Consider the following 22,672-nt stretch of genomic DNA (forward strand, 5'->3'; position numbering starts at 1 on the left):
GCCCTCGCCATGATCAAAACCTCCCTGCGCTCCATTGCCAACACTTTTTTGACCGGCCTGCTGGCGGCCCTGCCGCTGGCCGCCACGGTCATCATCCTGACCTGGGCGGTGCGCCTGGCCGTGCAGTGGCTGGGCCCCGACAGCTTTGTGGGCGGGCTGCTGGTGGCCATGGGCGTGCGCCTATCGGGCTCGGAGTGGGTGGCATACCTGCTGGGTCTGGCGCTGGTGATGCTGGCCATCTTCATCCTCGGCCTGTTGGTGCAGACACGGCTCAAGGCAGCGCTGCAGCACGCGCTCAAGCACACGGTGCAGCGCATCCCGGTGGTGCGCAGCATCTACGACATGATCCAAAAATTCGTCAACCTGCTGGGCCAGCGCGACGCCAATTCCGCGCGCTCCATGAGCCCGGTGTGGCTGCACTTTGGCGGCGAAAGCAGCGGTGCTGCGGTGCTGGGCCTGCTCTCGTCCTCAGACCCCGTGCTGGTGGGCGGCCAGCCCTACCTGGCGGTGCTGGTGCCCACGGCCCCCGTGCCCGTGGGTGGCGCGCTGATTTACGTGCCCCAGGCCTGGGTCAGCCCGGCGGATGTGGGCATCGACGGGTTGACCAGCATCTATGTCTCCATGGGCGTGACCTCGGCCCAGCACATGCCCGCTGCGGCCCAGCCGCCAACACAAGGCCTATCATGACGGGTTTGCCCCGCAGCCTCAGGCCCGCCGATGTCGCACACCCCCTACTCTCCCGCCAGCCCGCCTGAGTTCAGCACCGCGCCCATGATTCGTGTGCGCGGCGCACGCACGCACAACCTCAAAAACATCGACGTCGACCTGCCGCGCAACCAGCTGGTGGTCATCACCGGTTTGTCGGGTTCGGGCAAGTCCAGCCTGGCCTTTGACACCCTCTACGCCGAGGGTCAGCGCCGCTATGTGGAGAGCCTCTCGGCCTATGCGCGGCAGTTTCTGCAGCTCATGGACAAGCCCGATGTGGACATCATCGAAGGCCTCTCGCCGGCCATCTCCATCGAGCAAAAAGCCACCAGCCACAACCCCCGCTCCACCGTGGGCACGGTGACCGAGATTCACGACTACCTGCGCCTGCTCTACGCCCGCGCGGGCACGCCGTTTTGCCCGGACCACGGCCTGCCGCTGGAGGCGCAAAGCATCAGCCAGATGGTCGACGCCGCCCTGGCCCTGCCCGATGGCTCGCGCCTGATGCTGCTCGCACCGGTGGTGCGCGACCGCAAGGGCGAGTTCGTCGAGCTCTTCCAGGACCTGCAGGCCCAGGGCTATGTGCGCTTTCGCGTGGACGGGCAAACGCGCGAGGCCCCCGATCTGCCCGCGCTCAAAAAGACCGAGAAGCACGACATCGACGTGGTGGTGGACCGCATCAAGCTGCGCCACGACAGCGTCGACGGCCTGCGCCAGCGCCTGGCCGAGAGCTTCGAGGCCGCACTGCGCCTGGCCGAAGGCCGGGCCCTGGTGCTGGACATGGACAGCGGTGCCGAGCACATCTACTCCAGCAAATTCGCCTGCCCCATCTGCAGCTACTCGCTGCCGGAGCTGGAGCCGCGGCTGTTCTCCTTCAACTCGCCCGTGGGGGCCTGCCCCAGCTGCGAGGGCCTGGGGCAAGTCACCGTCTTCGACCCCGAACGCGTGGTCGCCTTCCCCTCGCTGAGCCTGGCCAGCGGCGCCATCAAGGGCTGGGACCGGCGCAACAGCTACAGCTACTCGCTGCTGGAATCGGTGGCGGCGCATTACAGCTTCGACCTGGAGCTGCCCTTCGAGGCCCTGCCCGAGTCCGCACGCCAGGTGCTGCTCTACGGCTCGGGCGAGGAAGCCATCAGCTTCACCTACCAGGCCGAAGGCGCTTCGGGGCGGCGGCGCAGCGTCAAACGCAGCCACCCCTTTGAAGGCATTTTGAACACCCTGCAGCGGCGCTGGCGCGAGACCGACTCCAGCGCCGTGCGCGAAGAGCTGGCCCGCTACCAAGCACCCAAGCCCTGCCCGCACTGCGAAGGTTCACGCCTGCGCCGCGAGGCCCGCCACGTGCTGCTGCAGCCCGCCGACGCCGGCCCCGGCGAGCGCGGCCGGCCCATTTACGACGTCGAGCACATCACCCTGCGCGACGCGCTGAGCTATTTCGAGCAGCTGCGCCTCAAAGGCGCCAAGGCCGAGATTGCCGACAAAGTCATCCGCGAGATCGCCTCGCGCCTGCGCTTTCTCAACGATGTGGGCCTGGGCTACCTCAGCCTGGACCGCAGCGCCGACACGCTCTCGGGCGGCGAAGCCCAGCGCATCCGCCTGGCCAGCCAGATCGGCTCGGGCCTGACGGGCGTGATGTATGTGCTGGACGAGCCCAGCATCGGCCTGCACCAGCGCGACAACGACCGCCTCATCGCCACGCTGCGCCGCCTGCGCGACCTGGGCAACACGGTGCTGGTGGTGGAGCACGACGAAGACGCCATCCGCGCCGCCGACTACGTGCTGGACCTGGGACCCGGCGCCGGTGTGCATGGCGGGCGCATCATGGCCCAGGGCACGCCCGCGCAAGTGGCCGCCAACCCGGACTCCGTCACCGGGCGCTACCTCAGCGGGCTCGAGCGCATTGCCGTGCCCACACGCCGCCACCGCCTGGCCGACCCGCGCACGCTGCGCCTGGTCAACGCCTGCGGCAACAACCTCAAAGGCGTCACGGCCGAATTCCCCATCGGGCTCTTGACCTGCGTGACCGGCGTTTCGGGCTCGGGCAAGAGCACCTTGGTCAACGACACGCTCTACGCCGCCGTCTCCAAAAAGCTCTACCAAAGCCACACCGAACCGGCCGAGTACGACATGCTCGAAGGGCTGGACGCGCTGGACAAAGTCATCAACGTCGACCAGTCCCCCATCGGCCGCACGCCGCGCTCCAACCCCGCCACCTACACCGGGCTGTTCACCCCCATCCGCGAGCTGTTTGCCGAGATGCCCACCGCGCGCGAGCGTGGCTACGGCGCGGGACGCTTCAGCTTCAACGTTGCGGGCGGGCGCTGCGAGGCCTGCCAGGGCGACGGCGTGCTCAAAGTCGAGATGCACTTTTTGCCCGATGTCTACGTGCCTTGCGACACCTGCCAGGGCCGCCGCTACAACCGCGAAACGCTGGAAGTGCTCTACAAGGGCAAGAACATCAGCGAGGTGCTGGGCCTGACGGTGGAGGCCGCGCTGGACTACTTCAGCGCCGTGCCCAATATCGCGCGCAAGCTGCAAACCCTCATGGACGTGGGCCTGGGCTATGTGAAGCTGGGGCAAAGCGCCACCACGCTCTCAGGCGGTGAAGCGCAGCGCGTGAAACTGGCCCTGGAGCTCTCCAAGCGCGACACCGGCCGCACCCTCTACATCCTGGACGAGCCCACCACGGGGCTGCACTTTGCCGACATCGCCCTGCTGCTGAAGGTGCTGCACCAGCTGCGCGACGCGGGCAACACCATCGTCATCATCGAGCACAACCTCGATGTCATCAAAACCGCAGACTGGCTGCTGGACATGGGCCCCGAAGGTGGCTCGGGTGGGGGCGAACTGCTCATCGCCGGCACGCCGGAAGACGTCGCCGACTGCGAGCGCAGCCACACCGGACGCTACCTCAAGCCCCTGCTCGCCCAAGGCCAGCAAGGCTAGAGCGGGACGTAAAAAAACCCGGCCACTGGCCGGGTTCTTCTAAAGCGCTGACTCCGCACGGCCGCCCTGAGCGGCCCGCGCCTGGCGTCAGGCCTGCTTGCGCCAACGCAGCGCCAGCACGCCCGCCAAGCCCAACAGCATCATGGCGTAGGTGGCGGGCTCCGGCACATCCGGTACGGGGGTGGGCGTAGGCACAGGAATGATGGTGCCGGGCGGGCCAAAAGTGGTCGGCGGAATACCAGGCGTGATGCTGGGCCCTGGTGTGGGCACCCCAGGCGCTACGCCCTGAGCAAAGGCGGGAGAAGGCAGGCCCCCACCACCGGCCCCAGGGGCTTCAAACATCAGCGGAGAATCGTCTTCAATCACCGAAGACGCAACGTTCTCGGTTTCAGCTGGGGCCGCAGCGCGCGCCGGGGCCTTCTGAATACGGCTGACATTGCGGCACACCGTGGGCACCAAGATGCAATAGGCACCCTCGCAATACACCAAGCCACGTTCAACCATGCGCTCGGACCACTTCTTGCGTGAGACGTTGGCGCACACCGCGCCCTGCCCATAGTGCATGTCGCGAATACCGGGCAGATAGCTGCCCTTGCCAACGATGGCATCGCGACGAATGTCCACCATGTCGTCGTACTCGTGCTTGGCCATGCGAGCCTTGAGCACCTGACGCACGGATGCGGGAATGTCTTTGTACCGGTCAACGGCAGCCGACACATCGCCCATAAAGGGATTCCGCCCCGGGTGATCCCAGGAGCAATTCGGTAGGGTGAGGCTGGACGAGGCCAGCGCGACTGCAGCAATGATCGACATGGTTTATTTCTTTATGGCGTCAAGTTGGCGAACCAAAAACAGAGCGCTCGAAACCAGTGTACTGACCATGCGTTTGCACTGCCCGGACTGGCCCTCAGCTGCGGGGCCCGAAACCCGTGAACTAATTGTCAGAATTCTAACAGAGGGGCCCAATTTCGAGACTTTCCTGCATAAACGAACCGATGAACAGAACCGTCGTCCCCTATGTATAGGACTCATTCCGGGGTAAGTCTTCATGCCATACACAACAAGATCGGCACCGATTCAAGTAGGACTCCCCGCCAAGGCCGCCCTCAAATGCAACAGGCCCGCATGGTGCGGGCCTGTGCGTGAAGTGAGCGAGGCTCAGACCATCACTTGAGGTGGCCGTTGATCAGCTTGGTCATCTCAAACATGTCGGCCTTGGCTTTGCCAAACACTTCCTTGAGCTTGGCATCGGCGTTGATGACTCGCTTTTGCGCCGGGTCTTGAAGGTTGTGCTTCTTGATGTATTCCCACACCTTCTTGATCACCTCGGTACGGGGCAGCGGCTTGTCGCCCACGATGGCCGCCAGGGCCGGTGTGGGGGTCAGCGCTTTCATGAACGCCGCATTGGGCGTACGGGCCTTAGCCGGAGCTGCGGCCTTACCAGCCGCAGCTTCCTTCTTTGCTGGAGCCGCCTTCGCGGCGGGTGCAGCGGCCTTCTTCGCAGTTGCCATGTTGAATCTCTCCATCAAATGGGGTTGATGTGCGGGGGTCGGGTGAAGGTCTGTTGTGCCTTCGGTGCTCTCAACCACCCTGCTCGCCCAATGGTAATGCTGCCCTAGGGGGTTGGGAAGGCTGTCTCAGAGAGAAAACCTCAGCGAAACCACCATGTCGGGACGATATTGTCGCGGCAGTACGTCAGTTTCCCCTCCAGGCAGCACTTGGCGTGAGTTCAGTAGACGTCGCGGCGGTATCGGCCCTGTTCGATGAGCTCGTCGACCCGCGCCGCGCCCAGGGCCTCGCGCAGCACGGCGTCCACGCCCGCGGCCATGCCGTGCACGCTCCCGCAGACATAGAGCGCCGCACCTTCAGCCACCCAGTCGCGCAGGCGCTGCTGCGCCAGCGCAAGCGCCTCCTGCACGTGGCGCAGGGCTGCGCCGTCTCGTGAAAACACGCGCTGCACGTGCTGCAACCAGCCTTGCTGCTGCCACTGGGTGAGCTGGCTGAGGTAGTGGCTGTCATGGGCTGCCTCGCGCTCGCCGTAGAGCAACCAGGCGGGCGCGGGCTTTTGGCCCTGCTCGACCTGCGCCGCGCGTGCCTTGAGGTGGGCCAGCAGCCCGGCCAGCCCGCTGCCATTGCCAATCAGAATCAGCGGGCGCTGGGCGTTGGCGCCGATGCGAAAGTTGGCATGAGGCCGCAGGCGCAGCAGCACTGGCGCCGCGCACTGTGCCGCGTCGGTGAGCTGGCCGCTGACCAGGCCCAGGCTGCCGTCGGGCCGTCGGGTTTGGCGCACCAGCAGCTGCAAGCGCCCTTCTGCGGGCAGCGAAGCCACGGTGTACTCGCGCGGACGCAGCGCGGCGTCAGCGGTTTGACCACAGCCCGGCAGCACTTGCACCAAATCGCCCGCCTGCCATTGGGGCCAGGCGTTTTGCGCCAAGGGTTTCAATTCCACATGAAACAGGCCTTCGGCCTTGGCTTCGGGATTGAGCCGCCGCTGCGCGACCAGCTGCCAGGGCTCGAAGGGCGCTTCGAGCACCAAATCCTCGGGCCCAGGCCAGGCAGGCGTGCCGAACTGCTGGCTGAGCTGCTGATGCCAGGCGCTCAGAGCTTGGCTGTCGCCGCGATCGACTTCGAGGGTGTCGAACAGCGGCTGTGCGCCCTGGCGCTGCAGCCATGCATCGAGCGCGCGGCCAAAGCCGCAAAAGCGCGGGTAGCTGCGGTCGCCCAGGGCCAGCAAGCCGTAGCGCAGTTGCGGCAGGGCCCGTGCAGCAGACGCGCCCATGCAGCGCCGCACAAAAGCGCTGGCGTTGTCAGGAGCATCGCCCTGGCCGGCGGTGGCCGCCACGATCAAGACTTGGCGCATCTGCTGCAGCGCCTGCTCGTCCACCTCGCCCAAAGCTGCCAGATGCACGGCATGCCCGGCGCCATGCAGGGTCTGAGCGGCCTGGCGCGCCAGCGCCTCGGCCTGCCCGGTCATGCTGGCGTAGAGCACCCACAGCGGCGCGCCGCCCTGGGTGCTGGTGGCCAGCGCCGCCGCCTCTTGACGCTGGGCCTGCAAGCGCCGCCGCTGGCGCCACAGCACCGCCGCACACAGCACGAGGTAGCCCAGCACCAGCAGGGCCGCCAACACTTCGCGCAAGCCCGTCATGCCACCAAGGCCTGCAGCGCCGGGCTGAGCCACTCTTGCAGCGGCGCCTCAGGCGCCCCTTCTGTCCGGCTCACGAACAGTGCGGCCAAGCCCAGGCGCCGCGCCAAATCAGCGCCCTGCTCCGGCCCCAAGACCATGAGCGCCGTGGACCAGCCGTCAGCCCACAGGGCTTGCGGGTGAAGCACGCTGACCGAAGTCAGCGCGTGGCGCACGGGTTGGCGCTGGCGCGGGTCCAGCGTGTGAGATTGGTGCTGCCCATGCGCGTCCAGGTAGCAGCGGCGGTAGTCGCCCGAGGTGGCCACGGCCAGGCCGTGCAAGGCCAGGCGCGTGGGCACGGTGCGCAGCTGCGGGTGGGGGGGCTCCAGCGCCACCCACCAGGGCTGGGCCCCGGGCTTGAAGCCGTGGCCGCGCAGCTCGCCGCCAATCTCCACCAGATGGTGCGGCAGACCGCAGTCCAGCAAGGCCTCGGACACCGCGTCCACCGCATAGCCTTTGGCGATGGAGGAGAGGTCCAAGCGCGCGCGACCGCCCTGGGTGAGGCGCGCGCTGGCCGGCTCCCACACCAGCTCTCGCCAAGGCGCGAGAGGCAGCGCGGCGCAGCGCTCGGGCGTGGGCGGCGCAAAGCCTGCGTCTTGATGGCGCGAGCCTTCCGGTCCAAAACCCCACAGCGCCACCAGCTCGCCAGCGGCGGGGTCGTAGGCGCCACCACTGACTTCAGCAATGTGCAAGGCCGCGTCCATGACCTGGGCAAAAGCCGCTGGCAACTGCAGCGACTGCCCTGGGCTGAGGCGGTTGAAGCGGCTCAACACGGAGTCGCTGCACCAGTGGCTCATCTGCCGCACCACCTCGTCGCAACCCTGCTGCACCAGCGCCTGCACGGGCGCCAAACGCAACCCGGGCGGCGCCACCAAGCGCACCGACCAGGTGGTGCCCATGGTCTGGCCGTGCAGTTTATGCACGACATGACCCCATGGCGGCGGCTCACCGCTGATGTGAGTCGGCAGCAGCACGCGTGGCTCGGCAAGCACAGACATGGCGAACGGCCTACTTGGGCAAGACCTCAAAGGTGGCACTGAGGCTGGCGCGTTTGAGCGGCGCTTGGCGCGTGCCGCTGGACGCACCAGGCGCGGGGCGCTCGCCCACCGTGGCGCCCAGCCAATAGCGCCCGGGCTCGCTCCAGGCGACGGTGAACTCGCCTTGGGCATCGGTTTTGAGCGTCAAGTCGCCCAGCTTGTAGCGGTGACGGTTGCCCTCGCGCACCAGCTTGACGGCGGCATCAGCCACCGGCTGGCCGTCCAGCAGCAAGCGAAAACGCGTCTGGTCGCCATGGCTCAAATCGGTCACCGCGCCCAGTGGCAGGAACTCCAGGCCCTGGCCCTCGGGCGCAAAGGCCACGCGCCCCGGCGCCTCCTTGCTGACAAAGGTTTGCTGGCGGTTGACCGCCTGCGTCAGCGCCAACAACTCAGCGCCAGCGGGCAGGTCTTTGTCCAGCGTGGCGGCTGTGCTGCGAAAGCGCTTGGTTTCACCCGCGAGTTTGTAGCTGCCAAACAGCGACTGGCTGATGTGGCTGATGCGGTAGGTGCCGTCTTGGCTGAGCTTGAGGTCGAAGCTCTCGCGATGGCGCGCACTGCTGCGGCCCTCGACCTCCAAGGCCCGGCCATCGGGGGCAGTGATGCGCAGCGTCTCCAGCTTGAGCGCGCGCTCGAAGATGAAGAGGTCTTCGGACACCACCGCATCCACCGACACCACGGGCTCTTTGCCGTTGAGCTGGGTGAGGTTGGGCAGCAGCCAGGTCATGTGCGCCTGCGCCGCCAAGGGCAGGCCCGCGGCCAGGGCCAGCAAGAGCAAACGGGGTTTGAGCTTCAGCATGGGTTCTCCTTCGAAAGATCTGGCTTTAGGGTTTGAGCGTGAGCTGCAGCTGGCCCAGCTCGTGTTCGCCCTGGGCTTGCGCGCGGGCGGTGGTTTTGATGGGCCAGCTCAGCGGCAGGCGCTGCACTTCGCGGCCACCGGCTTCGCGCGCGGCCTCGACCACCAGCTCGTACTGCCCGGCGGGCAGCGCGGCCAGTGCGGGGTGTTTGTCCAGGCGAATGACATGCTCACCCGGTGCACGTGTGGCACCGCTCACGCCGTCGGCGGGCAGGTTGAGCTGGCGTCCACCCTGGCGCCACCACTGGCGCAGGTCGCGCAGCCATTTGCTGCCGCCCTGGTTGGGCTTTTTGAGGTCGTACCACACGGCCAATTGCGCGGCGGCGCCGGGCTCACCGGGTTTTTCCAGCCACAGCGCCACATAGGGGCGGTGGTACTCGGCCACGTTCAGGCGCGGCAACTCCAGCTTGAGCTGCAGCTCGGCGGCGCGGGCATCGCTGCCCAAGGCGCCTGCAGCGGCCAGGAACAGAAGCGAGGGCGTGTGATGGGGGCGTTTCATGACTTGAGCTTTGGGTGAGTGGAGATTCAGTGAATGAGCAGCAGCGCCACCAGGGCGGGCAACACCAGGCCCGCGCCGACCAAAGGCCAGGTGCTGGGGCGCACGACGGCATGGGCTTTGAGAATCAACAAGCCGGTGACGGTGAACAGCACACAGGCCAGGGCCAGCACGTCGATGACGGCCTGCCACACCGCACCGGCGTGGCGGCCTTTGTGCAGGTCGTTGAAGTAGGCGATCCAGCCACGGTCGCTGTCTTCAAACTCCAGCTCGCCGCGCTCCAGCGCAATGCGCAGCCAGGCGTCGCCACCGGGGCGCGGCATGGCCACATAGACCTCATCGGCGGACCACTCCGCCGCATGCGGCGGCACGGGACGGGGCAGCTGCGTGGACAGCCACTGGCGCAGCGCCGGCGGCAGTGGCTGCGGGGTTTGGGCCGCCGCTGCCGCAGCCTCGGCGTTTTGACGCAGCGACTGCAGCAAGGGCTCGGGCAGCTGCAGCTGCACTTGCGTGAGCCGGGCTTTGGATTCGATGGCCGAGGCGTGGTTGAGCGTGATGCCGGTGAGCGAGAACAGCAACATTCCGACCAGGCTCAAAGCCGCACTCACCCAATGCCACAGGTGCAGGGTCTTGAGCCAGGTCGAGGCTGGCTGCGCCCGGCGCTCGCTCATGGCGCAGCCCATTGGCGCAAGAGGTTGTGATAGTGGGCGGTCAGCGCGGTGGTGTCGGCGTCGTCGCCCAGCCGCGCGCGCAGGCGCTGGATGGTGAGGTCCAGCTCATAGAGCAGGGTGCGCTGGGCATCGGCCGCCACCAGGCTTTGGCTCCAGAAGAAGGCGCACACGCGCGCGCCTCGCGTCACCGGCCGCACGCGGTGCAAGCTGGTGCTGGGGTAAATGATGGCGTCGCCCGCAGGCAGCTTGACCTCGTGGCTGCCGTAGGTGTCTTGCACCTCCAGCTCGCCACCGTCGTAGTCCTGCGGGTCGCTCAGGAATAAGGTGGTGGAGACATCGCTGCGCAGCAGCTCGGCATCGGCGCCGCTGCGCATCAGGGCGCTGTCCACATGCCAGCCGTACTCCGCTGCGACTTCGTAGCGGTTGAACAGCGGGGCCAGCGTGCGCCGCGGCAACACGGCGGACTGGAACTGCGCATGCTGCGCCAGCTTTTGCTGAATGTAGGCGCCGATTTGGCGCGCCACCGGGTGGTCGGGCCGCAGCTGCAGATTGCGCTTGACCTGCGCGCCCTGGGCCCCGGCGGTGGCGCGGCCATCGCTCCAGTCGGCGGCGTCCAGCAGGCGGCGCATCTCAAGCACGTCGTCGCGGCTGAGTACTTCTTGGAAATGCAAAAGCATGGCGGTGCGGGCTTGTGGCGTGGGCCTGCCACCTCGGCAGCAGGCCCTGGCTTGGTGGCGTGAAGCTCAGAAGCTGAAGTTGGCCGTCAACTTGGCCGAGCGCGGCGCACCCAAATTCAGGCGTGAGCCGCCGTTGTTGAGCGAGCTCATGTACTGCGCGTCCAGCACATTGCCCACATTGAGCTGCAGGTTCAGCGACGGGCTCACACGCCATGCGGCCATGGCGTCCACCACGGTGTGGCTGGGCAGGTTGGGCGTGTTCTGCGGCGTGGTCACCACGGTGATGACGCGCTTTTGCGTCCCCACATGGCGCAGGCCGCCGCCGACGGTGAAGTCACCCCACTGGTAGCCCGTCCACAGCGTGGCCGAGAACTTCGGCGTCCAGCGCACGCCATCGGTCACGGCGGTGGCGCTGCGTTGCTGGAGCTGCTTGGCATCCATGGTTTGCAGCCCGGCACTGATTTGCCAGAAGTTGGTGAGCTGCCCCACCGCATTCAATTCCACGCCCTGCACGCGGGTCTTGCCGTCCTGGGTGGGCAGGTTGCTGACAGCATCCACGGTGATCTGGCCGTCATTGACGGTGCGGAACAGCGCGGCGCTGAGGTTCAGTCGCTTGTCGAGCAATCCCCACTTGCTGCCTAGCTCAAGATGAGTGGTCTCTTGCGGGTCGGCCGTGCCTGCGGCTTGGCCGCTGGTCGACAAAGCGAAGTTGTTGCTGCCCGGTGGCGTGAGCGAGTTGGCCGCCGAGGCATACACCGTGCCCTGCGTGCCCAGCTTGTAGAGCAGGCCCAGGTTCCAGCTGTTCATCCAGCCCGCGTCCGTCAGCTGGGTGGTGGTGGAGACGCCATTGCTGACGCTGGTGTTGGTGGTGCGCAGATTGAAATGCTCGCTGCGCAGGCCCAGCGTGAGCTTGAGGCTGGGGCTCAGCGACACCGTGTCCAGCGCGTACACGGCCTGGGTGAGGGTCTGACCCTGGACCTGGGCACCCGTGGCAAAGGGAATGGGCAAGGCGTCCGCGGGGTTTGGGCTGTAGAGATTGGCCGCAGGCACGGTCAGCCCCGTGGTGGCAAAGCCCAAGCTGCTTTGGCGCTCGAACATGAACTCCACGCCAGCGCTCACATCATGCTTGAGCCCCCAGGTGTTGAAGCTTGTGAGCACGCCGGTCTGGTTGGCCAAAATTTCGTTGACCTGGTCCACCCGCTGACGCGTGCGGCTGATGGTCCAGCTGCGCGGGTCTGCGGGATTGACGGCGTTGATGGCCATGATGCCCGTGAGCACGCGGTCCATGCGCGAACGCCCGTAGCGCGAGATGTTGCGCACCGCCGTGCCATTGTCCAGCTCCATCTCGAGCTTGACCGTGGCCATGTCGGCCTCCACTTTCTCGCGGTCCAGCGCGCTGCCGTAGTAGTTGTGGCGGTCGACCTTGGGCGCGTTGAGCACGGCCGCGTCGGCGTTGTAAAAGCCTGGCCAACCGATGCTGGGCGTGCCACCGTCGGGCACATTGTTTTGCCGCACATGCTGCGAGTACAGGAACAAGCGCGTGGGCGTGCCCAGACCAAAGGCCAGCGCCGGGGCCAGCGCCCGGCGCTGCTTGCTGACCAGGTCGCGCCCGGGCACATCGTTGTCTTGCCACATGAGGTTCAGGCGCACGGCGGTGTTCTCGCCCAGGCGCCGGTTGGCATCCACGGTGGCGCGCTTGCGGCTGGCGCCGCCCAGGCTCACAGCGGTTTGGGTGAGGGTGTCGAGCTGCGGCAGCTTGCTCACAACATTGATATAGCCCGCACTCGCGCCGCGTCCGATGTCGGCCCCGGCAGGGCCTTTGACCACTTCGACCTGCTCCACGTTGAACACATCGCGCGACACGGCGCCCAAGTCGCGCACGCCGTCCACAAAGGTCGAGGTATGGGCAGAGAAGCCGCGCATCTGGAAGGTGTCGCCCGCCGAGGTGTTGCCGTTTTCACCCAGCTGCATGGTGATGCCGGGGGTGTTGCGCAGCGCCTCCACCAAGTCCGCCGCGCCCTGCTCACGCAGCACTTCGCGGCCGATGATCTGCACGGTCTTGGGCGTCTCCAGCAAGGGCTGGTTGAGCTTGGATGAGGCGCTGGCGTCTAGCTTGTAGCCCGAGTCCTGCAAGGGCTGAATGGACTTGACGCGTGCGTCATCGCGCTTGGCTTTGGCCTTGACGGCGGGCAGGGTGTCCACCTCGGCGGCAGGCGTGGTGGGGGCCACGGTTTGCGCGTGGAGGGCCAAAGGCAGGCTCAAGCTGGTGGCCAGTGCAGCCCAAGGGGCTACCGCGTGTTTGCGGCTCTTGATGTAGGACATGTCAGGATCTCCCAGGAAATTTCAGTGTTTGTTCCTGGCTGGCAAGTCCAAGGGGCGGCGCGCAGCAAGGCTGCAGGGCGCTCACACAAAAGGCAGGCTGGCTTGGATGGGGCACGGCGCCCCCCACTCGCGCGGGCGTCGATGCTTGGGCATTCACGGCACAAGCAGAACCGCAGCGAGACGCATAAATGCGAACAGTTCGCAATCGTATCTCAACATCAGACTGATCGAACAATGCGCGTGCGCCCTGTGGTGCGCACGCCGCTCAAGGCGAGGGTGGCCACAGCAGTTGCGGCCCCACATCAGCCAGCGTGCGGCAGCCCGACAAGGCCATGGCGATGTCCAGCTCGTCGCGCAGCAGGCGCAGCGCATGCGCCACGCCCAGCGCCCCCGCACTGGCCAGTGCGTAGACATAGGGTCGCCCCAGCAGCACCGCGTCCGCTCCCAAGGCCAAGGCCTTGAGAACGTCGGTGCCACGGCGCACGCCGCCGTCCACCAGCAGCGTGAAGTCGGGCCCCAGGGCCTGGCGCAGCGGCGGCAACAGATCAGCGCTGGCGGGCACGGTGTCCAGCGTGCGGCCGCCGTGATTGCTCACCACCAGACCACTCACCCCCAAGGCCTGCGCCTGGCGCGCGTCGTCGGGGTGGCACAGACCCTTGAGCCACAGCGGCAAGGGGCTGTGCTGGCGCAGCCAGTCCACCTCAGCCCAGCTGGCGGCGCGCTGCAGCAAGCCATCAAACAAAGGGTGTGCGCCCGCAGGCAGCGGTGGCGCCTCGGGCAGACCATCGAGGTTGACGGCGCGGATGTGCGGCGGCAGGGCCTGACCCGCCCGGCGCTCGCGGTCACGCACGCCCTGCACGGGCGCATCCACGGTGAGCACCAAGGCCTCAAAGCCCGCCGCAGCCACGCGCGCCAGCAGTTCACGCATAAAGCCGCGGTCGCCCATCCAGTAAAGCTGAAAGCACAGCGGCCCGCGCTCGGAGGCCGAGCCCATGGCCGCTGCCACCTGCTCCAGGCGCACACTGGCCTGGGCACTCAGCACCATGCCCGCGCCCTGCGCTGCCGCCGCGTGCACCGTGGCCAGTTCGCCATCAGGATGGGCCAAGCATTGGTAGGCGATGGGGGCCAGCAAGATGGGATGCGGCAAGGTCCGACCCAAGAGCTGACAGCTGGCACGCCCGCCGCGAAGGTCACGCAGCACGCGCGGCAGCAGGCGAAGGCGGTCCCAGGCCTCTCGGTTGGCGCGCAGCGTGATCTCGTCCGCCGCGCCACCGCTGATGTAAGCCCAGGCCTCGTCCCCCATGGCTTGGCGCGCATGGGCTTCAAAGTCCGCGAGGCTGGCGATGCCCTGGGGCAGGGCCTGCAAAGCCGGAAGGCTCAAAACCTCAGGACTCCAACTCGTAAGCGATGGGAGCCAGCGCCGCCACTTCCAGCGGACGCCCTTGGTCGCGGTAGGGCTCAAAGCGCGCCTGGCGCATGGCCCACAGCGCCTGCGCATCCAGCCGCGCAAAGCCGCTGCTGCGGTGCAGGCTGACCTCTTTGGGCAGGCCTTGGGTGTCCACCACCACGCGCACCACCACCATGCCCGATTCGCCCGCGCGGCGCGACAGGGCGGGCACGGCCACTGGCGGCTCCACGCGGTAGCGCAGCGCGCTGGCCGAAATCATGCGCGGCGGCTGGGGCGGGGGCGGCTCGGCCACAACCGTGGGTGCGGCTTCCTGCACTGGCGTTGGATTGGGTGGGGGCGCCACCGCCACGATGGGGGCGTGTTCCACAGGCGGCGCCGCAATCGCCACCAGCGGCACATCCAGCGGGCGCGGCAATGTGGGCGCCTGCGGGGCGACGTTCAGCACCACGGGCGGCTCGGGCTTGCGCGCCTGCTCGGGTGACTCGATCAGGGACACCTCGATGGGCTTGGGCGCCTCTTTGAACAGGCGCGGCGCCAGGGCCTGCGTCAAGCCCAGCAAAGCCAGCACATGCACGCCAACCACCACCGCCAAAGCGCCAGGGCGTTGATGCAAGCCCCGCTGCGGCCAGGCCGACTCAGCCCGGGCGGCTTCGCGCAGTGGTTTGGCATTGACGGCAGGGCTGGGCTCAGCGCCGCGTGCAAGGGCGGGGGGCAACTCAAGGGCCGGGTGGCGTGCGCCCAGCAAAGTGGCTGATGTGGCAACAGTCATGTTCATGCGCCAGCCCTGCATCGACCAGGGCGGCTTCCTCGATCGGAATAGACGCACACATCATAGCTGCAATTGCGAATTACTCCTATTCGCGTCATTTGAATTTGAGCCCTGCGTCGGCCAGACGCAAAAAACCCCGCCAGGGCGGGGTTTTTGTTGGGGTGTGGCGCGGCTTAGGCCGAAGGAATCTTCGGCGCGGTGCGCACGCTCAGCCACATGGTGAAGGCCAGGATGCCCACCACCACGCCCAGCGACACCATCACAGGGATTTTGAAGATGTCGATCAACATCATCTTGGTGCCGATGAAGACCAGGATCACAGACAGGCCGTAGCTCAGCAAGTGGAACTTGGTGGCCATGGCTGCCAGCAGGAAGTACATCGCACGCAGACCCAAGATGGCGAAGATGTTGGAGGTCAGCACGATGAAGGGGTCGTTGGTGATGGCGAAGATGGCGGGGATGGAGTCCACCGCAAAAATCACGTCCGTCAGACCCACCAGTGCGATGACCAGCAACAGCGGCGTGGCCAGACGCTTGCCGTTTTCCACGGTGAAGAACTTCTCGCCGTCAAAGTGCTTGCTCACGGGCATGATGCGGCGCAGCAGCTTCAACGCGGGGTTGCTCTCCAGGTCAGGCTCCTGCCCAGCGGCCCACCACATCTTGATGCCGGTGATGAGCAAGAAAGCGCCGAACACATAGAGGATCCAGTGGAACTTGGCGATCAACAGGCCGCCCACCAGAATCATCACCGTGCGCAGCACGATGGCACCGATGATGCCGATCATCAGCACCCGCTTCTGGAATGCCGGCGGCACCGAGAAGTAGGTGAAGATCATCAGGAACACAAAGATGTTGTCGACCGCGAGCGACTTCTCAATCAAGTAGCCGGTCAGGAACTCCAGCGCCTTGGTGGTGGCCAGGGCCGAGTCACCCGTGGTGTCTTTCACCGCCCACCAGAACAGGCCGTTGAAAGCAAAGCTCAACGCCACCCAGATCAGCGACCAGTTGATGGCCTCTTTGACGCTGACTTCATGCGCGCCTTGTTTGCGCAGCACCACGAAGTCCACAAACAGGGCCACGATCACAGCCCCGACGAAGAAAGCCCACAGCCACATGGGCGCGATAGTCGTCATGCGAAGTCTCCCGCAAGAAGGTCGAAAAGCCGCTCCCATCCGCCCCTTTTGGGGTTGCGCGATGGTAGCGAAGCGTGCGCGCTAGGTCTTGCGGGGCGCGGCAAGGGGGCTACCCCTATACCAGCTACAGAACCCGGATTGACCTTGGCCGGCCAACCGTATTGACGGGTTGCTGCCAAAGCGCTGTGGCGCCTTGTGCTACTCCCCTAACGAGCCGGGGTTCATTATCAAATGCAGCCCTGCTGACTGGGCTGCCGCGGCGACTGAGCGTCGCTGCGCAATTCCCGAAGCCGCAAGCTATGCTGCGCCCATGAAAACCATCACGCGCTGGTTGTTGTTGGCCGGAGCCTTGTTGCTGCTGGCTTCGCTGTACTCAGGTGTTCAAGTCAAGGGCTTTGGCGCGGCCCTGTTGGCAGCTCTGGTGCTGGGCTTGTTCAATGCGCTGTTGCGTCCGGTGCTGGTGCTGCTCACGCTGCCGGTGACGGTGCTCAGCCTGGGGCTGTTTCTCTTCGTCATCAACGCCCTGCTGTTTTGGGGGGCAGCCCGCCTGCTGGACGGCTTTGGTGTGACCAGCTTTTGGGCCGCCCTGCTGGGCTCGCTGATTTACAGCGCGCTGGGCATGGGGGTGGATGCGCTGATCGAACGCCTCTTCCCCAACCAAGACTGAAGCACCTGCGGCGCTACTGCGGCAAGTCCACGTCGCGCGGCGGGTTGTTGGGGTAGAGATCGGCCAGCAGCGCGCGGCGCTCGCTCACCAGGGTGCGCAGCCGCGCATCGATCACGGCCGCTTCGATGGGGTCGGCACCGGGTTGGCGCGACTGGCGCAGCCCCGAGCGCAGCCGGTCGATGGCGCCGTTGAGGTCGCCCAGCGCGGCGCGGTGCTCGGCTTGGGCACGCACCGCACGCAGCACCTGGCCCTGCGCTTGCGCCAGCAGCGCCAGCTCAGACCAGCCCAGCGCGTCTTGTGGCGTGAGCGCCAGGTGGGTTTGCAGCCGTTCGTAGGCGGCGCGCTGCGGCTCGGCCCCGCTCACACGCGCCAACTGGGCTTGCAAAATCAAGGCCGCACGGCTGTTGTCTTTGAGCGCGGCCAGCTGCGCCAAGCCCTGCTCGCCCTGACCGCGCGCCAGCGCCAGCTCGGCTTGCAAATGCCCCAGCAGGCGCTGCGCCGCCACTTCCAGGCGCGGCGGTGACAGCAGGGCCTGCGCGGCGCGCAGCGCAGACTCCGCCCGGTTGAAGTCACGCAGCTGGATGGACGCCAAGGCACTGGCGTAGCGTGCGGCCAATTGCTCGGTGAACTCGCTGCTGCGCGCGCCCGCATCCAGCCCTTGCAACGGACGCCACGCATCGACGCGCGGGTCCATGAGCACGCGCGCCCGCGCCGCCATGAGCGCGTGTTCAGCACTGGGCGTGGGCCGCTGCAAGCCTTGAGAGTTGGCGCGGGCACGGGCCTCGCCGATGCGCTCGGAGGTCAATGGGTGGGTGCGCAAATAGGGGTAGGCCCCCGAGTCCATGAGGTGGTAGGCCTGCTCCATGCGCTCAAACATGCTGGCCATGCCCGCAGGGTTGTAGCCCGCCTCGCCCATCACTTGGTAGCCCATGCGATCGGCCTCGCGCTCCATGTCACGCGAGAAGTTCAGCGACGACTGCACCGCAGCCGCCTGCGAGCCCACGATGGCGGCATTGGCCATGTCCACGCTGCCCGCACGCGCGGCCACCAGCACCCCTGCCAACATGCCCGCCAAGGCCAGCAGGCTGTTGCGGGAGTCTCCAATCATGCCGCGGGCGATATGCCGCTGGGTGATGTGCGAAAGCTCGTGCCCCAGCACCGAGGTCAACTCATCGCGCGTCTGCGTCACGGCCAGCAAGCCCAGGTGCACGCCCACATAGCCGCCGGGCATGGCGAAGGCGTTGACCGATTTGTCGCGCACCAGAAAAACTTCCCAGGCGAACTGGTCGCGCGTGTCCTCGCCGATATTGCCCATGCGCTTGGCGGCCTCCACCAGCGGGGTCCAGCTGCGCTGCACGTACTCCAGCAGCAGTGGGTCGTCGAGGTAGGCGGGGTCGGGGCGTATCTGCCGCATGGCCTGTTCGCCCAGACGCTTTTCGTAGCCGATGCCGACCTCGGCCGAGACCGAATCACCCAGCGCTGGCAGCGGCGGATTGGCCCTCAGCGGCGCAGCCATCTGCACCAGCGCCAAGGTCAAGGCCAGCGCGCGAAAGGGGCCTTGCTTCATCCACCGCAACATGTCTACCTCCAGCTCTTTTTACGCCCGGTCCTGCAGCCGATGCCAGGGCGGCTGGCTATCATCGCAGCTCCTGGCGCGCCCATATTGCTGGCCCGTAAATCTTCGAAAAGCTCCCCCGTCATGACGTCCCCCCTCACCCACTTTGACGCCCAAGGCCAAGCCCATATGGTGGACGTCTCCGCCAAGTCCGCCACCCACCGCAAGGCGCTGGCGCAGGGGCGTATTCGCATGCAGGCCGCCACGCTGGCGCTGATTGCCTCGGGCACGGCGAGCAAGGGCGATGTGCTGGGCGTGGCGCGCATTGCGGCCATTCAAGGGGCCAAGCGCTGCGCCGAGCTCATCCCGCTGTGCCACCCCCTGCCACTGACCCGGGTGAGTGTGGAGTTCGCTCTGGACGCCGAGGCTGTGGCCGTGGTGTGCACGGCGCAGGTGGAAACAGTCGGTGTGACCGGCGTTGAGATGGAGGCCCTCACCGCCGTGCAAGTGGGCCTGCTGACCATTTACGACATGTGCAAGGCCGCCGACAAAAGCATGGTGATGGGCCAGATTCGCGTGCTGGAAAAACACGGCGGCAAAAGCGGCGACTGGCAGGCCGCCGCCCTGCCCGCGGCGGGCGATTAACGCAGCTCTGTCCAGTCGTAATCGCGCGAAGGCAGCGCGCACTGGAAGGGCTCGGGCTGGCCCGGCTCCAAGTCCTCGCAGACCTGCAGCCAATCGTCACCCGCGCGGCTGCGGAACTCGCGCAGGCGCTGCACCACATAGCGCGCCTCATCGGTTTTGCCCACCGCATGCAGCGACTTGGCCCAGGCCATGAGCAGGCGCACATCGCTGAGGTGGTGCGCCGTCATGCGTGCGGCCTCCAAGGTTTTGGCCGAAGGCTGGGGCGAGGTGGCCGCCGCATAGTTGGCCTGCGCCGCAAAAAACCACGACTGCTGACCGCGCGCAATGCGCTCACTCAAAGACACCGAGCGGGCCGAAGGCTGGTAGATCTCCACCACGCGCTGGTAGTCCCACGCTGTGAGCAGCGCCCCCACACTCATGGCCACACCGGCCAGCAACATCCCGCGCGAGGGCAGCTCGGTCGGCCTCGATTCGCGCTGCGGCCCCGAGCCCAGCACCAAGCCCAGGGCGAAGACCGCAGGCAGCAGGAAGTAGGCGTACCACAGCGGATATTCCAGCAGGCTGTGCAGGCCAATCGTCAGCACCAGCATCAAGGCGCTGCGCAGCGCCAGCGCTTCGCGCAAAGTGGGCTGCTGCGCGCACTGGCGCACCGCCTGCCACAAGCCCCAACCCAAGAGGCCCAGGCACAGCAAACCCAGCGGCCAGCCCAACTCCACCAACCACTGCAAGGGCAGGTTGTGGGTGTGGTCGAAAAAGGCAATCGGACGGTCAGGGAATGGGGTCAGCGTCCAGGCCAGATTGAACTCGCCCCAGCCCACGCCCAGCCAGGGGTGAGCCTGCAGCAACGCCCAGGCATTGCGCAGAATCGCCACCCGCGAGGGCGAGCCCGCCCCTTCCGCCAAGCGGGACTCCGCCCCCAAAGTCAACCCCTGCTGCGCCGACCACCAGGACATGCCCCACCACGCCAGCGCCAGCAAGAGCGGCGAAAGCACCAGCAGCAAGCGCACGCGGCCCGAGAGCAAGCGGCGGTCCAAGCCCCCCCAGACAGCCAGCATCAACACCCCCAACACGCCGGTGCGTGAGGCGCTCAACACCATGGCCAGCATCAGCAGGCCCATCAGCGCCCAGGCCGCCAGCGCCGCCAAGCGCGCCGAACCCTGCAGCCAGCGCTGCAAAGCACCGCTTTGCCACAGCGCGGCCAAAGCCACCGCGGCCCACATCAAAATGCTGGCCAAATGGTTGGGCTGGCGGATATTGCCCACGGCCCGCCCCACCAGGCCTGAGCGCGCAATCAGCACGCCATCCGCCCAATCGGGCGCAAACACCTGCACCAGTGCCACCAAGGCGCTGCACAGGCCCAGAGCCAGCACGGCGGCAGCAAAGGCCTCCCACACGGCCAAGCGCTGCGCCGCAGGCACACCGCACGCCGCGCGAAACACCACCAGCGCCGCACCCAGCATGCCCAGCTGACCCAGGGCGATGGACAGCGGCTGGCTGCGCCACAGCGGTGCCAGGGCGGCCGCCAGCAGCAAGAGGCTCAAGCACAGCTCGACCGCACCCCAGCGTGGCCGCTGCCGCTCCTGCGTGGCCAGAGCGCACACCAGCAAGCCCCAGCCCCACAGGGCCAGCAATTGGTTGTAGAGCGTGGCCGAGGGCGTGTGGTTCACCGCCAGCAAGGGCGCGAGCACCACCCCAAACAACAAGCCCCCCAGCAAGAGGGGCGCAGGAGGTCGGTGAACATCAGCGGGCAAAGCGGGGGCAATCACGGCAGGCAAATCCTCTGGGCAACGCTCAAAGCGGGGCGCGCTGCCGCGCTGTGAACGGGCCTGCGCCGCAGTCCGCAGGCCAAGCGGCGCGGACACAAAACGGGCATTCTAGGCGGCGCCTCAGCCGCACACCGGTGCGCGGCTCAGCGGCACTCGGCAGGGCGCAAGGTCAGCTCCAAGGTGCCGCCTTTGCAGCTCCAGGCCACCCGGCCCGCCTCAATTCCATCAGGCTCCAGCACCAGGGTTTTACCCTCGTCCACCAGATGGGTGTAGGTCACGGTGATGAGCCCCCTGGCCCCAACCTCAATGCTGCTGACTGCCGCACTTTGAAATTCACCCGGGGCCGCCAAGCCCGCCGCCGTGTTGGAGTCGGGAAAAGCGTTGTTCGAGGAGAAATACTCTGTCACCGCCAGCTTGGCTCCGGTGGCCATGCCCAGGCCATCGGCCACGCGCGCGCGGCGGGTGTGCGTCTGGTAGGTGGGCAGGGCCACCGCCGCCAGAATGCCCACCACGGCGACGACCACCATCAGTTCGATCAAGGTCCATCCGCGCAGATCGGGTTTCAACATGGGCACCGGATTGATGTGGTTGAACATACCAGCGCCACAGCTTGTCACGAAGGCAACGACGCGAAAACGGGAAAAGCCCGCCGAATTCGGGCGGGCTTTGGCCAGATGCTGGCTCAACGCAAGCGCATCGCCTCAGACCTTATTGAGGACGGCTGCCGCGGCACTCAGCGGGGCGATACTTTTCCAGCAGATCGCCCTGGGTGCAATCCCAGCCAATTTTGTTACCGCTTTCGTCGAAAGAGGGACGCAACTCAATCGTGCTGCCGCTGTTGCCATCAGTGACGCGGCTGTTAAAGGTGATGGTGATCACGCCTTCCGAACCGATCTGAATGTCTTCCACACCTTGGCCAGTGATAGGGTCACTGCCCAGGCCAGCCACATCATTGCTCTCGGGCCAGACGTTGTTGGAAGCCTTGTATTCCGACACGGCCAACTTGGCGGCAGAAGCCAAGCTCAAGCCTTCAGCCACACGGGCACGGCGGGTGTAGTCCTGATAGGCCGGCAGGGCCACAGCGGCGAGGATGCCGACGATGGCCACCACGATCATCAGTTCGATCAGGGTGAAGCCCTTTTGGGCGCTTTTGATGGCACGGTTCATTGCAGTTCTCCGGAAGTGAGGAGTTGGGGGACGTCGTTGCGGACATCCTTACTACTGCAGATGGCGTGCCAGGGGCCAGGTGCTAAGCGTTCGTGACGCTGTTCACACTCCAGCCCCTTGCAGGCGACACATCTGGTCGCCTGCGCCCGTCACGTGTGACCAGAATGGTCAGGGGGTGACGGGGTTGGGGAGGTGGGCGCTAGGCCCACCTGTTCACATTAGGAGCCAGCAACAGCGGCGCGGCACTCGGAGGGGCGGAATTTGGCGTCCAAAGTGCCACCCGTGCAGCTCCAAGTGATCTTGCCACCTGCCGCGTCAGTTGGAGTCGTAGGTGTCAGCAGGAGGGTTTGATCGTTAACCACTTTGTCGTTGAACTTGATCGCAATAACACCATTGGTGACAGTCACGCTCTGCACGCCGTTGCCAGTGATTTGGGCTGCCGCCGCCAAACCAGCAGCTGCATTGTCTGCAGGCAAGGCCGCATTGGATGAGTAGTACTCCGTCACCGCCAGCTTGGCCGCACTGGCCAGGCCCAGACCTTCGGTGACGCGGGCGCGCTTGGTGTAGTCCTGGTAAGCAGGCACTGCCACGGCAGCCAAGATACCGACGATAGCCACCACGATCATGAGTTCGATCAGGGTGAAGCCTTGTTGCACGCGTTTTTTCATGGGTTGCTC

Annotated in this window: 21 protein-coding genes; 4 read left to right on the plus strand and 17 right to left on the minus strand. The window is 66.5% G+C overall.

Annotation, left to right across the window (positions count from 1 at the left end):
* Positions 1 to 9: 9 nt before the first annotated feature.
* Entirely contained in the window at positions 10 to 687 is a 678-nt protein-coding gene (locus tag ACG0Z6_RS04255; protein WP_394458858.1) for a DUF502 domain-containing protein, read from the plus strand.
* 30 nt (positions 688 to 717) lie between these two features.
* On the plus strand, positions 718 to 3,648 hold the full coding sequence (gene uvrA / locus ACG0Z6_RS04260) for an excinuclease ABC subunit UvrA (protein ID WP_394458859.1): 2,931 nt from the start codon (positions 718 to 720) through the stop codon (positions 3,646 to 3,648).
* A gap of 87 nt (positions 3,649 to 3,735) precedes the next feature.
* Here uvrA and ACG0Z6_RS04265 read toward each other — a convergent pair whose 3' ends face one another.
* The 12 genes from ACG0Z6_RS04265 to ACG0Z6_RS04320 form a co-directional block, all read right to left on the minus strand.
* Positions 3,736 to 4,461 (minus strand): MHFG family PEP-CTERM protein, encoded by a 726-nt coding sequence (locus tag ACG0Z6_RS04265; protein WP_394458860.1) that lies wholly within the window; start codon positions 4,459 to 4,461, stop codon positions 3,736 to 3,738.
* 353 nt (positions 4,462 to 4,814) lie between these two features.
* Complete coding sequence (locus ACG0Z6_RS04270; RefSeq protein ID WP_394458862.1) at positions 4,815 to 5,174, minus strand: SWIB/MDM2 domain-containing protein; 360 nt, start codon at positions 5,172 to 5,174, stop codon at positions 4,815 to 4,817.
* A 203-nt stretch (positions 5,175 to 5,377) separates the two neighbouring features.
* Positions 5,378 to 6,793, minus strand: coding sequence for a sulfite reductase subunit alpha (locus ACG0Z6_RS04275; RefSeq protein ID WP_394458863.1), 1,416 nt, complete (start codon positions 6,791 to 6,793; stop codon positions 5,378 to 5,380).
* Positions 6,790 to 7,827: an FAD:protein FMN transferase gene (locus ACG0Z6_RS04280; RefSeq protein WP_394458864.1), complete on the minus strand. Its 1,038-nt coding sequence runs from the start codon at positions 7,825 to 7,827 to the stop codon at positions 6,790 to 6,792. Before ACG0Z6_RS04280 ends, ACG0Z6_RS04275 begins: the two co-directional genes overlap by 4 nt.
* A gap of 10 nt (positions 7,828 to 7,837) precedes the next feature.
* Positions 7,838 to 8,662 (minus strand): DUF4198 domain-containing protein, encoded by an 825-nt coding sequence (locus ACG0Z6_RS04285; protein ID WP_394458865.1) that lies wholly within the window; start codon positions 8,660 to 8,662, stop codon positions 7,838 to 7,840.
* Positions 8,663 to 8,687: 25 nt separating this feature from the next.
* Positions 8,688 to 9,218, minus strand: a complete 531-nt coding sequence (locus tag ACG0Z6_RS04290; RefSeq protein ID WP_394458866.1) for a DUF2271 domain-containing protein — start codon at positions 9,216 to 9,218, stop codon at positions 8,688 to 8,690.
* Positions 9,219 to 9,244: 26 nt separating this feature from the next.
* Complete coding sequence (locus ACG0Z6_RS04295) at positions 9,245 to 9,886, minus strand: PepSY-associated TM helix domain-containing protein (protein WP_394458867.1); 642 nt, start codon at positions 9,884 to 9,886, stop codon at positions 9,245 to 9,247.
* Complete coding sequence (locus ACG0Z6_RS04300) at positions 9,883 to 10,563, minus strand: Fe2+-dependent dioxygenase (RefSeq protein WP_394458868.1); 681 nt, start codon at positions 10,561 to 10,563, stop codon at positions 9,883 to 9,885. Before ACG0Z6_RS04300 ends, ACG0Z6_RS04295 begins: the two co-directional genes overlap by 4 nt.
* A 66-nt stretch (positions 10,564 to 10,629) precedes the next feature.
* The gene (locus ACG0Z6_RS04305) at positions 10,630 to 12,885 is read right to left on the minus strand and encodes a catecholate siderophore receptor Fiu (protein WP_394458869.1); all 2,256 of its coding nucleotides are present in this window, start codon (positions 12,883 to 12,885) and stop codon (positions 10,630 to 10,632) included.
* A 265-nt stretch (positions 12,886 to 13,150) separates the two neighbouring features.
* Positions 13,151 to 14,266 (minus strand): alpha-hydroxy acid oxidase, encoded by a 1,116-nt coding sequence (locus ACG0Z6_RS04310; protein ID WP_394458870.1) that lies wholly within the window; start codon positions 14,264 to 14,266, stop codon positions 13,151 to 13,153.
* 4 nt (positions 14,267 to 14,270) lie between these two features.
* Positions 14,271 to 15,068: an energy transducer TonB gene (locus ACG0Z6_RS04315; RefSeq protein ID WP_394458871.1), complete on the minus strand. Its 798-nt coding sequence runs from the start codon at positions 15,066 to 15,068 to the stop codon at positions 14,271 to 14,273.
* Positions 15,069 to 15,235: 167 nt separating this feature from the next.
* Complete coding sequence (locus ACG0Z6_RS04320; protein ID WP_394458872.1) at positions 15,236 to 16,195, minus strand: TerC family protein; 960 nt, start codon at positions 16,193 to 16,195, stop codon at positions 15,236 to 15,238.
* Positions 16,196 to 16,505: 310 nt separating this feature from the next.
* On the opposite strand from ACG0Z6_RS04320, the gene ACG0Z6_RS04325 reads away from it, so the two are divergent.
* Entirely contained in the window at positions 16,506 to 16,862 is a 357-nt protein-coding gene (locus ACG0Z6_RS04325) for a phage holin family protein (RefSeq protein WP_394458874.1), read from the plus strand.
* A 13-nt stretch (positions 16,863 to 16,875) separates the two neighbouring features.
* On the opposite strand, the gene ACG0Z6_RS04330 is transcribed toward ACG0Z6_RS04325, so the two are convergent.
* Positions 16,876 to 18,441, minus strand: a complete 1,566-nt coding sequence (locus ACG0Z6_RS04330; RefSeq protein ID WP_394458875.1) for a M48 family metalloprotease — start codon at positions 18,439 to 18,441, stop codon at positions 16,876 to 16,878.
* A gap of 120 nt (positions 18,442 to 18,561) precedes the next feature.
* Here ACG0Z6_RS04330 and moaC point away from each other — a divergent pair, with 120 nt between their 5' ends.
* A complete protein-coding gene (moaC, locus tag ACG0Z6_RS04335) occupies positions 18,562 to 19,062 on the plus strand; it encodes a cyclic pyranopterin monophosphate synthase MoaC (protein ID WP_394458876.1) in 501 nt (166 codons plus the stop codon).
* On the opposite strand, the gene ACG0Z6_RS04340 is transcribed toward moaC, so the two are convergent.
* The 4 genes from ACG0Z6_RS04340 to ACG0Z6_RS04355 form a co-directional block, all read right to left on the minus strand.
* Entirely contained in the window at positions 19,059 to 20,828 is a 1,770-nt protein-coding gene (locus tag ACG0Z6_RS04340; protein ID WP_394458877.1) for a PglL family O-oligosaccharyltransferase, read from the minus strand. The genes moaC and ACG0Z6_RS04340 overlap by 4 nt on opposite strands.
* Before the next feature lie 143 nt (positions 20,829 to 20,971).
* The gene (locus tag ACG0Z6_RS04345; protein WP_394458878.1) at positions 20,972 to 21,397 is read right to left on the minus strand and encodes a pilin; all 426 of its coding nucleotides are present in this window, start codon (positions 21,395 to 21,397) and stop codon (positions 20,972 to 20,974) included.
* A 139-nt stretch (positions 21,398 to 21,536) separates the two neighbouring features.
* The gene (locus ACG0Z6_RS04350; protein WP_394458879.1) at positions 21,537 to 21,995 is read right to left on the minus strand and encodes a pilin; all 459 of its coding nucleotides are present in this window, start codon (positions 21,993 to 21,995) and stop codon (positions 21,537 to 21,539) included.
* A 218-nt stretch (positions 21,996 to 22,213) separates the two neighbouring features.
* A complete protein-coding gene (locus ACG0Z6_RS04355; RefSeq protein WP_394458880.1) occupies positions 22,214 to 22,663 on the minus strand; it encodes a pilin in 450 nt (149 codons plus the stop codon).
* Positions 22,664 to 22,672: the final 9 nt, after the last annotated feature.

Source organism: Roseateles rivi (assembly GCF_043555845.1).
Taxonomy (GTDB): domain Bacteria; phylum Pseudomonadota; class Gammaproteobacteria; order Burkholderiales; family Burkholderiaceae_C; genus Roseateles; species Roseateles rivi.

Excerpts from the sequence above, each read along its gene's own strand:
- ACG0Z6_RS04255 (WP_394458858.1), top strand. The coding sequence starts at position 10 with ATGATCAAAACCTCCCTGCGCTCCATTGCCAACACTTTTTTGACCGGC.
- uvrA (WP_394458859.1), top strand. The coding sequence starts at position 718 with ATGTCGCACACCCCCTACTCTCCCGCCAGCCCGCCTGAGTTCAGCACC.
- ACG0Z6_RS04265 (WP_394458860.1), bottom strand. The coding sequence starts at position 4,461 with ATGTCGATCATTGCTGCAGTCGCGCTGGCCTCGTCCAGCCTCACCCTA.
- ACG0Z6_RS04270 (WP_394458862.1), bottom strand. The coding sequence starts at position 5,174 with ATGGAGAGATTCAACATGGCAACTGCGAAGAAGGCCGCTGCACCCGCC.
- ACG0Z6_RS04275 (WP_394458863.1), bottom strand. The coding sequence starts at position 6,793 with ATGACGGGCTTGCGCGAAGTGTTGGCGGCCCTGCTGGTGCTGGGCTAC.
- ACG0Z6_RS04280 (WP_394458864.1), bottom strand. The coding sequence starts at position 7,827 with ATGTCTGTGCTTGCCGAGCCACGCGTGCTGCTGCCGACTCACATCAGC.
- ACG0Z6_RS04285 (WP_394458865.1), bottom strand. The coding sequence starts at position 8,662 with ATGCTGAAGCTCAAACCCCGTTTGCTCTTGCTGGCCCTGGCCGCGGGC.
- ACG0Z6_RS04290 (WP_394458866.1), bottom strand. The coding sequence starts at position 9,218 with ATGAAACGCCCCCATCACACGCCCTCGCTTCTGTTCCTGGCCGCTGCA.
- ACG0Z6_RS04295 (WP_394458867.1), bottom strand. The coding sequence starts at position 9,886 with ATGAGCGAGCGCCGGGCGCAGCCAGCCTCGACCTGGCTCAAGACCCTG.
- ACG0Z6_RS04300 (WP_394458868.1), bottom strand. The coding sequence starts at position 10,563 with ATGCTTTTGCATTTCCAAGAAGTACTCAGCCGCGACGACGTGCTTGAG.
- ACG0Z6_RS04305 (WP_394458869.1), bottom strand. The coding sequence starts at position 12,885 with ATGTCCTACATCAAGAGCCGCAAACACGCGGTAGCCCCTTGGGCTGCA.
- ACG0Z6_RS04315 (WP_394458871.1), bottom strand. The coding sequence starts at position 15,068 with ATGAACATGACTGTTGCCACATCAGCCACTTTGCTGGGCGCACGCCAC.
- ACG0Z6_RS04320 (WP_394458872.1), bottom strand. The coding sequence starts at position 16,195 with ATGACGACTATCGCGCCCATGTGGCTGTGGGCTTTCTTCGTCGGGGCT.
- ACG0Z6_RS04325 (WP_394458874.1), top strand. The coding sequence starts at position 16,506 with ATGAAAACCATCACGCGCTGGTTGTTGTTGGCCGGAGCCTTGTTGCTG.
- ACG0Z6_RS04330 (WP_394458875.1), bottom strand. The coding sequence starts at position 18,441 with ATGTTGCGGTGGATGAAGCAAGGCCCCTTTCGCGCGCTGGCCTTGACC.
- moaC (WP_394458876.1), top strand. The coding sequence starts at position 18,562 with ATGACGTCCCCCCTCACCCACTTTGACGCCCAAGGCCAAGCCCATATG.
- ACG0Z6_RS04345 (WP_394458878.1), bottom strand. The coding sequence starts at position 21,397 with ATGTTGAAACCCGATCTGCGCGGATGGACCTTGATCGAACTGATGGTG.
- ACG0Z6_RS04350 (WP_394458879.1), bottom strand. The coding sequence starts at position 21,995 with ATGAACCGTGCCATCAAAAGCGCCCAAAAGGGCTTCACCCTGATCGAA.
- ACG0Z6_RS04355 (WP_394458880.1), bottom strand. The coding sequence starts at position 22,663 with ATGAAAAAACGCGTGCAACAAGGCTTCACCCTGATCGAACTCATGATC.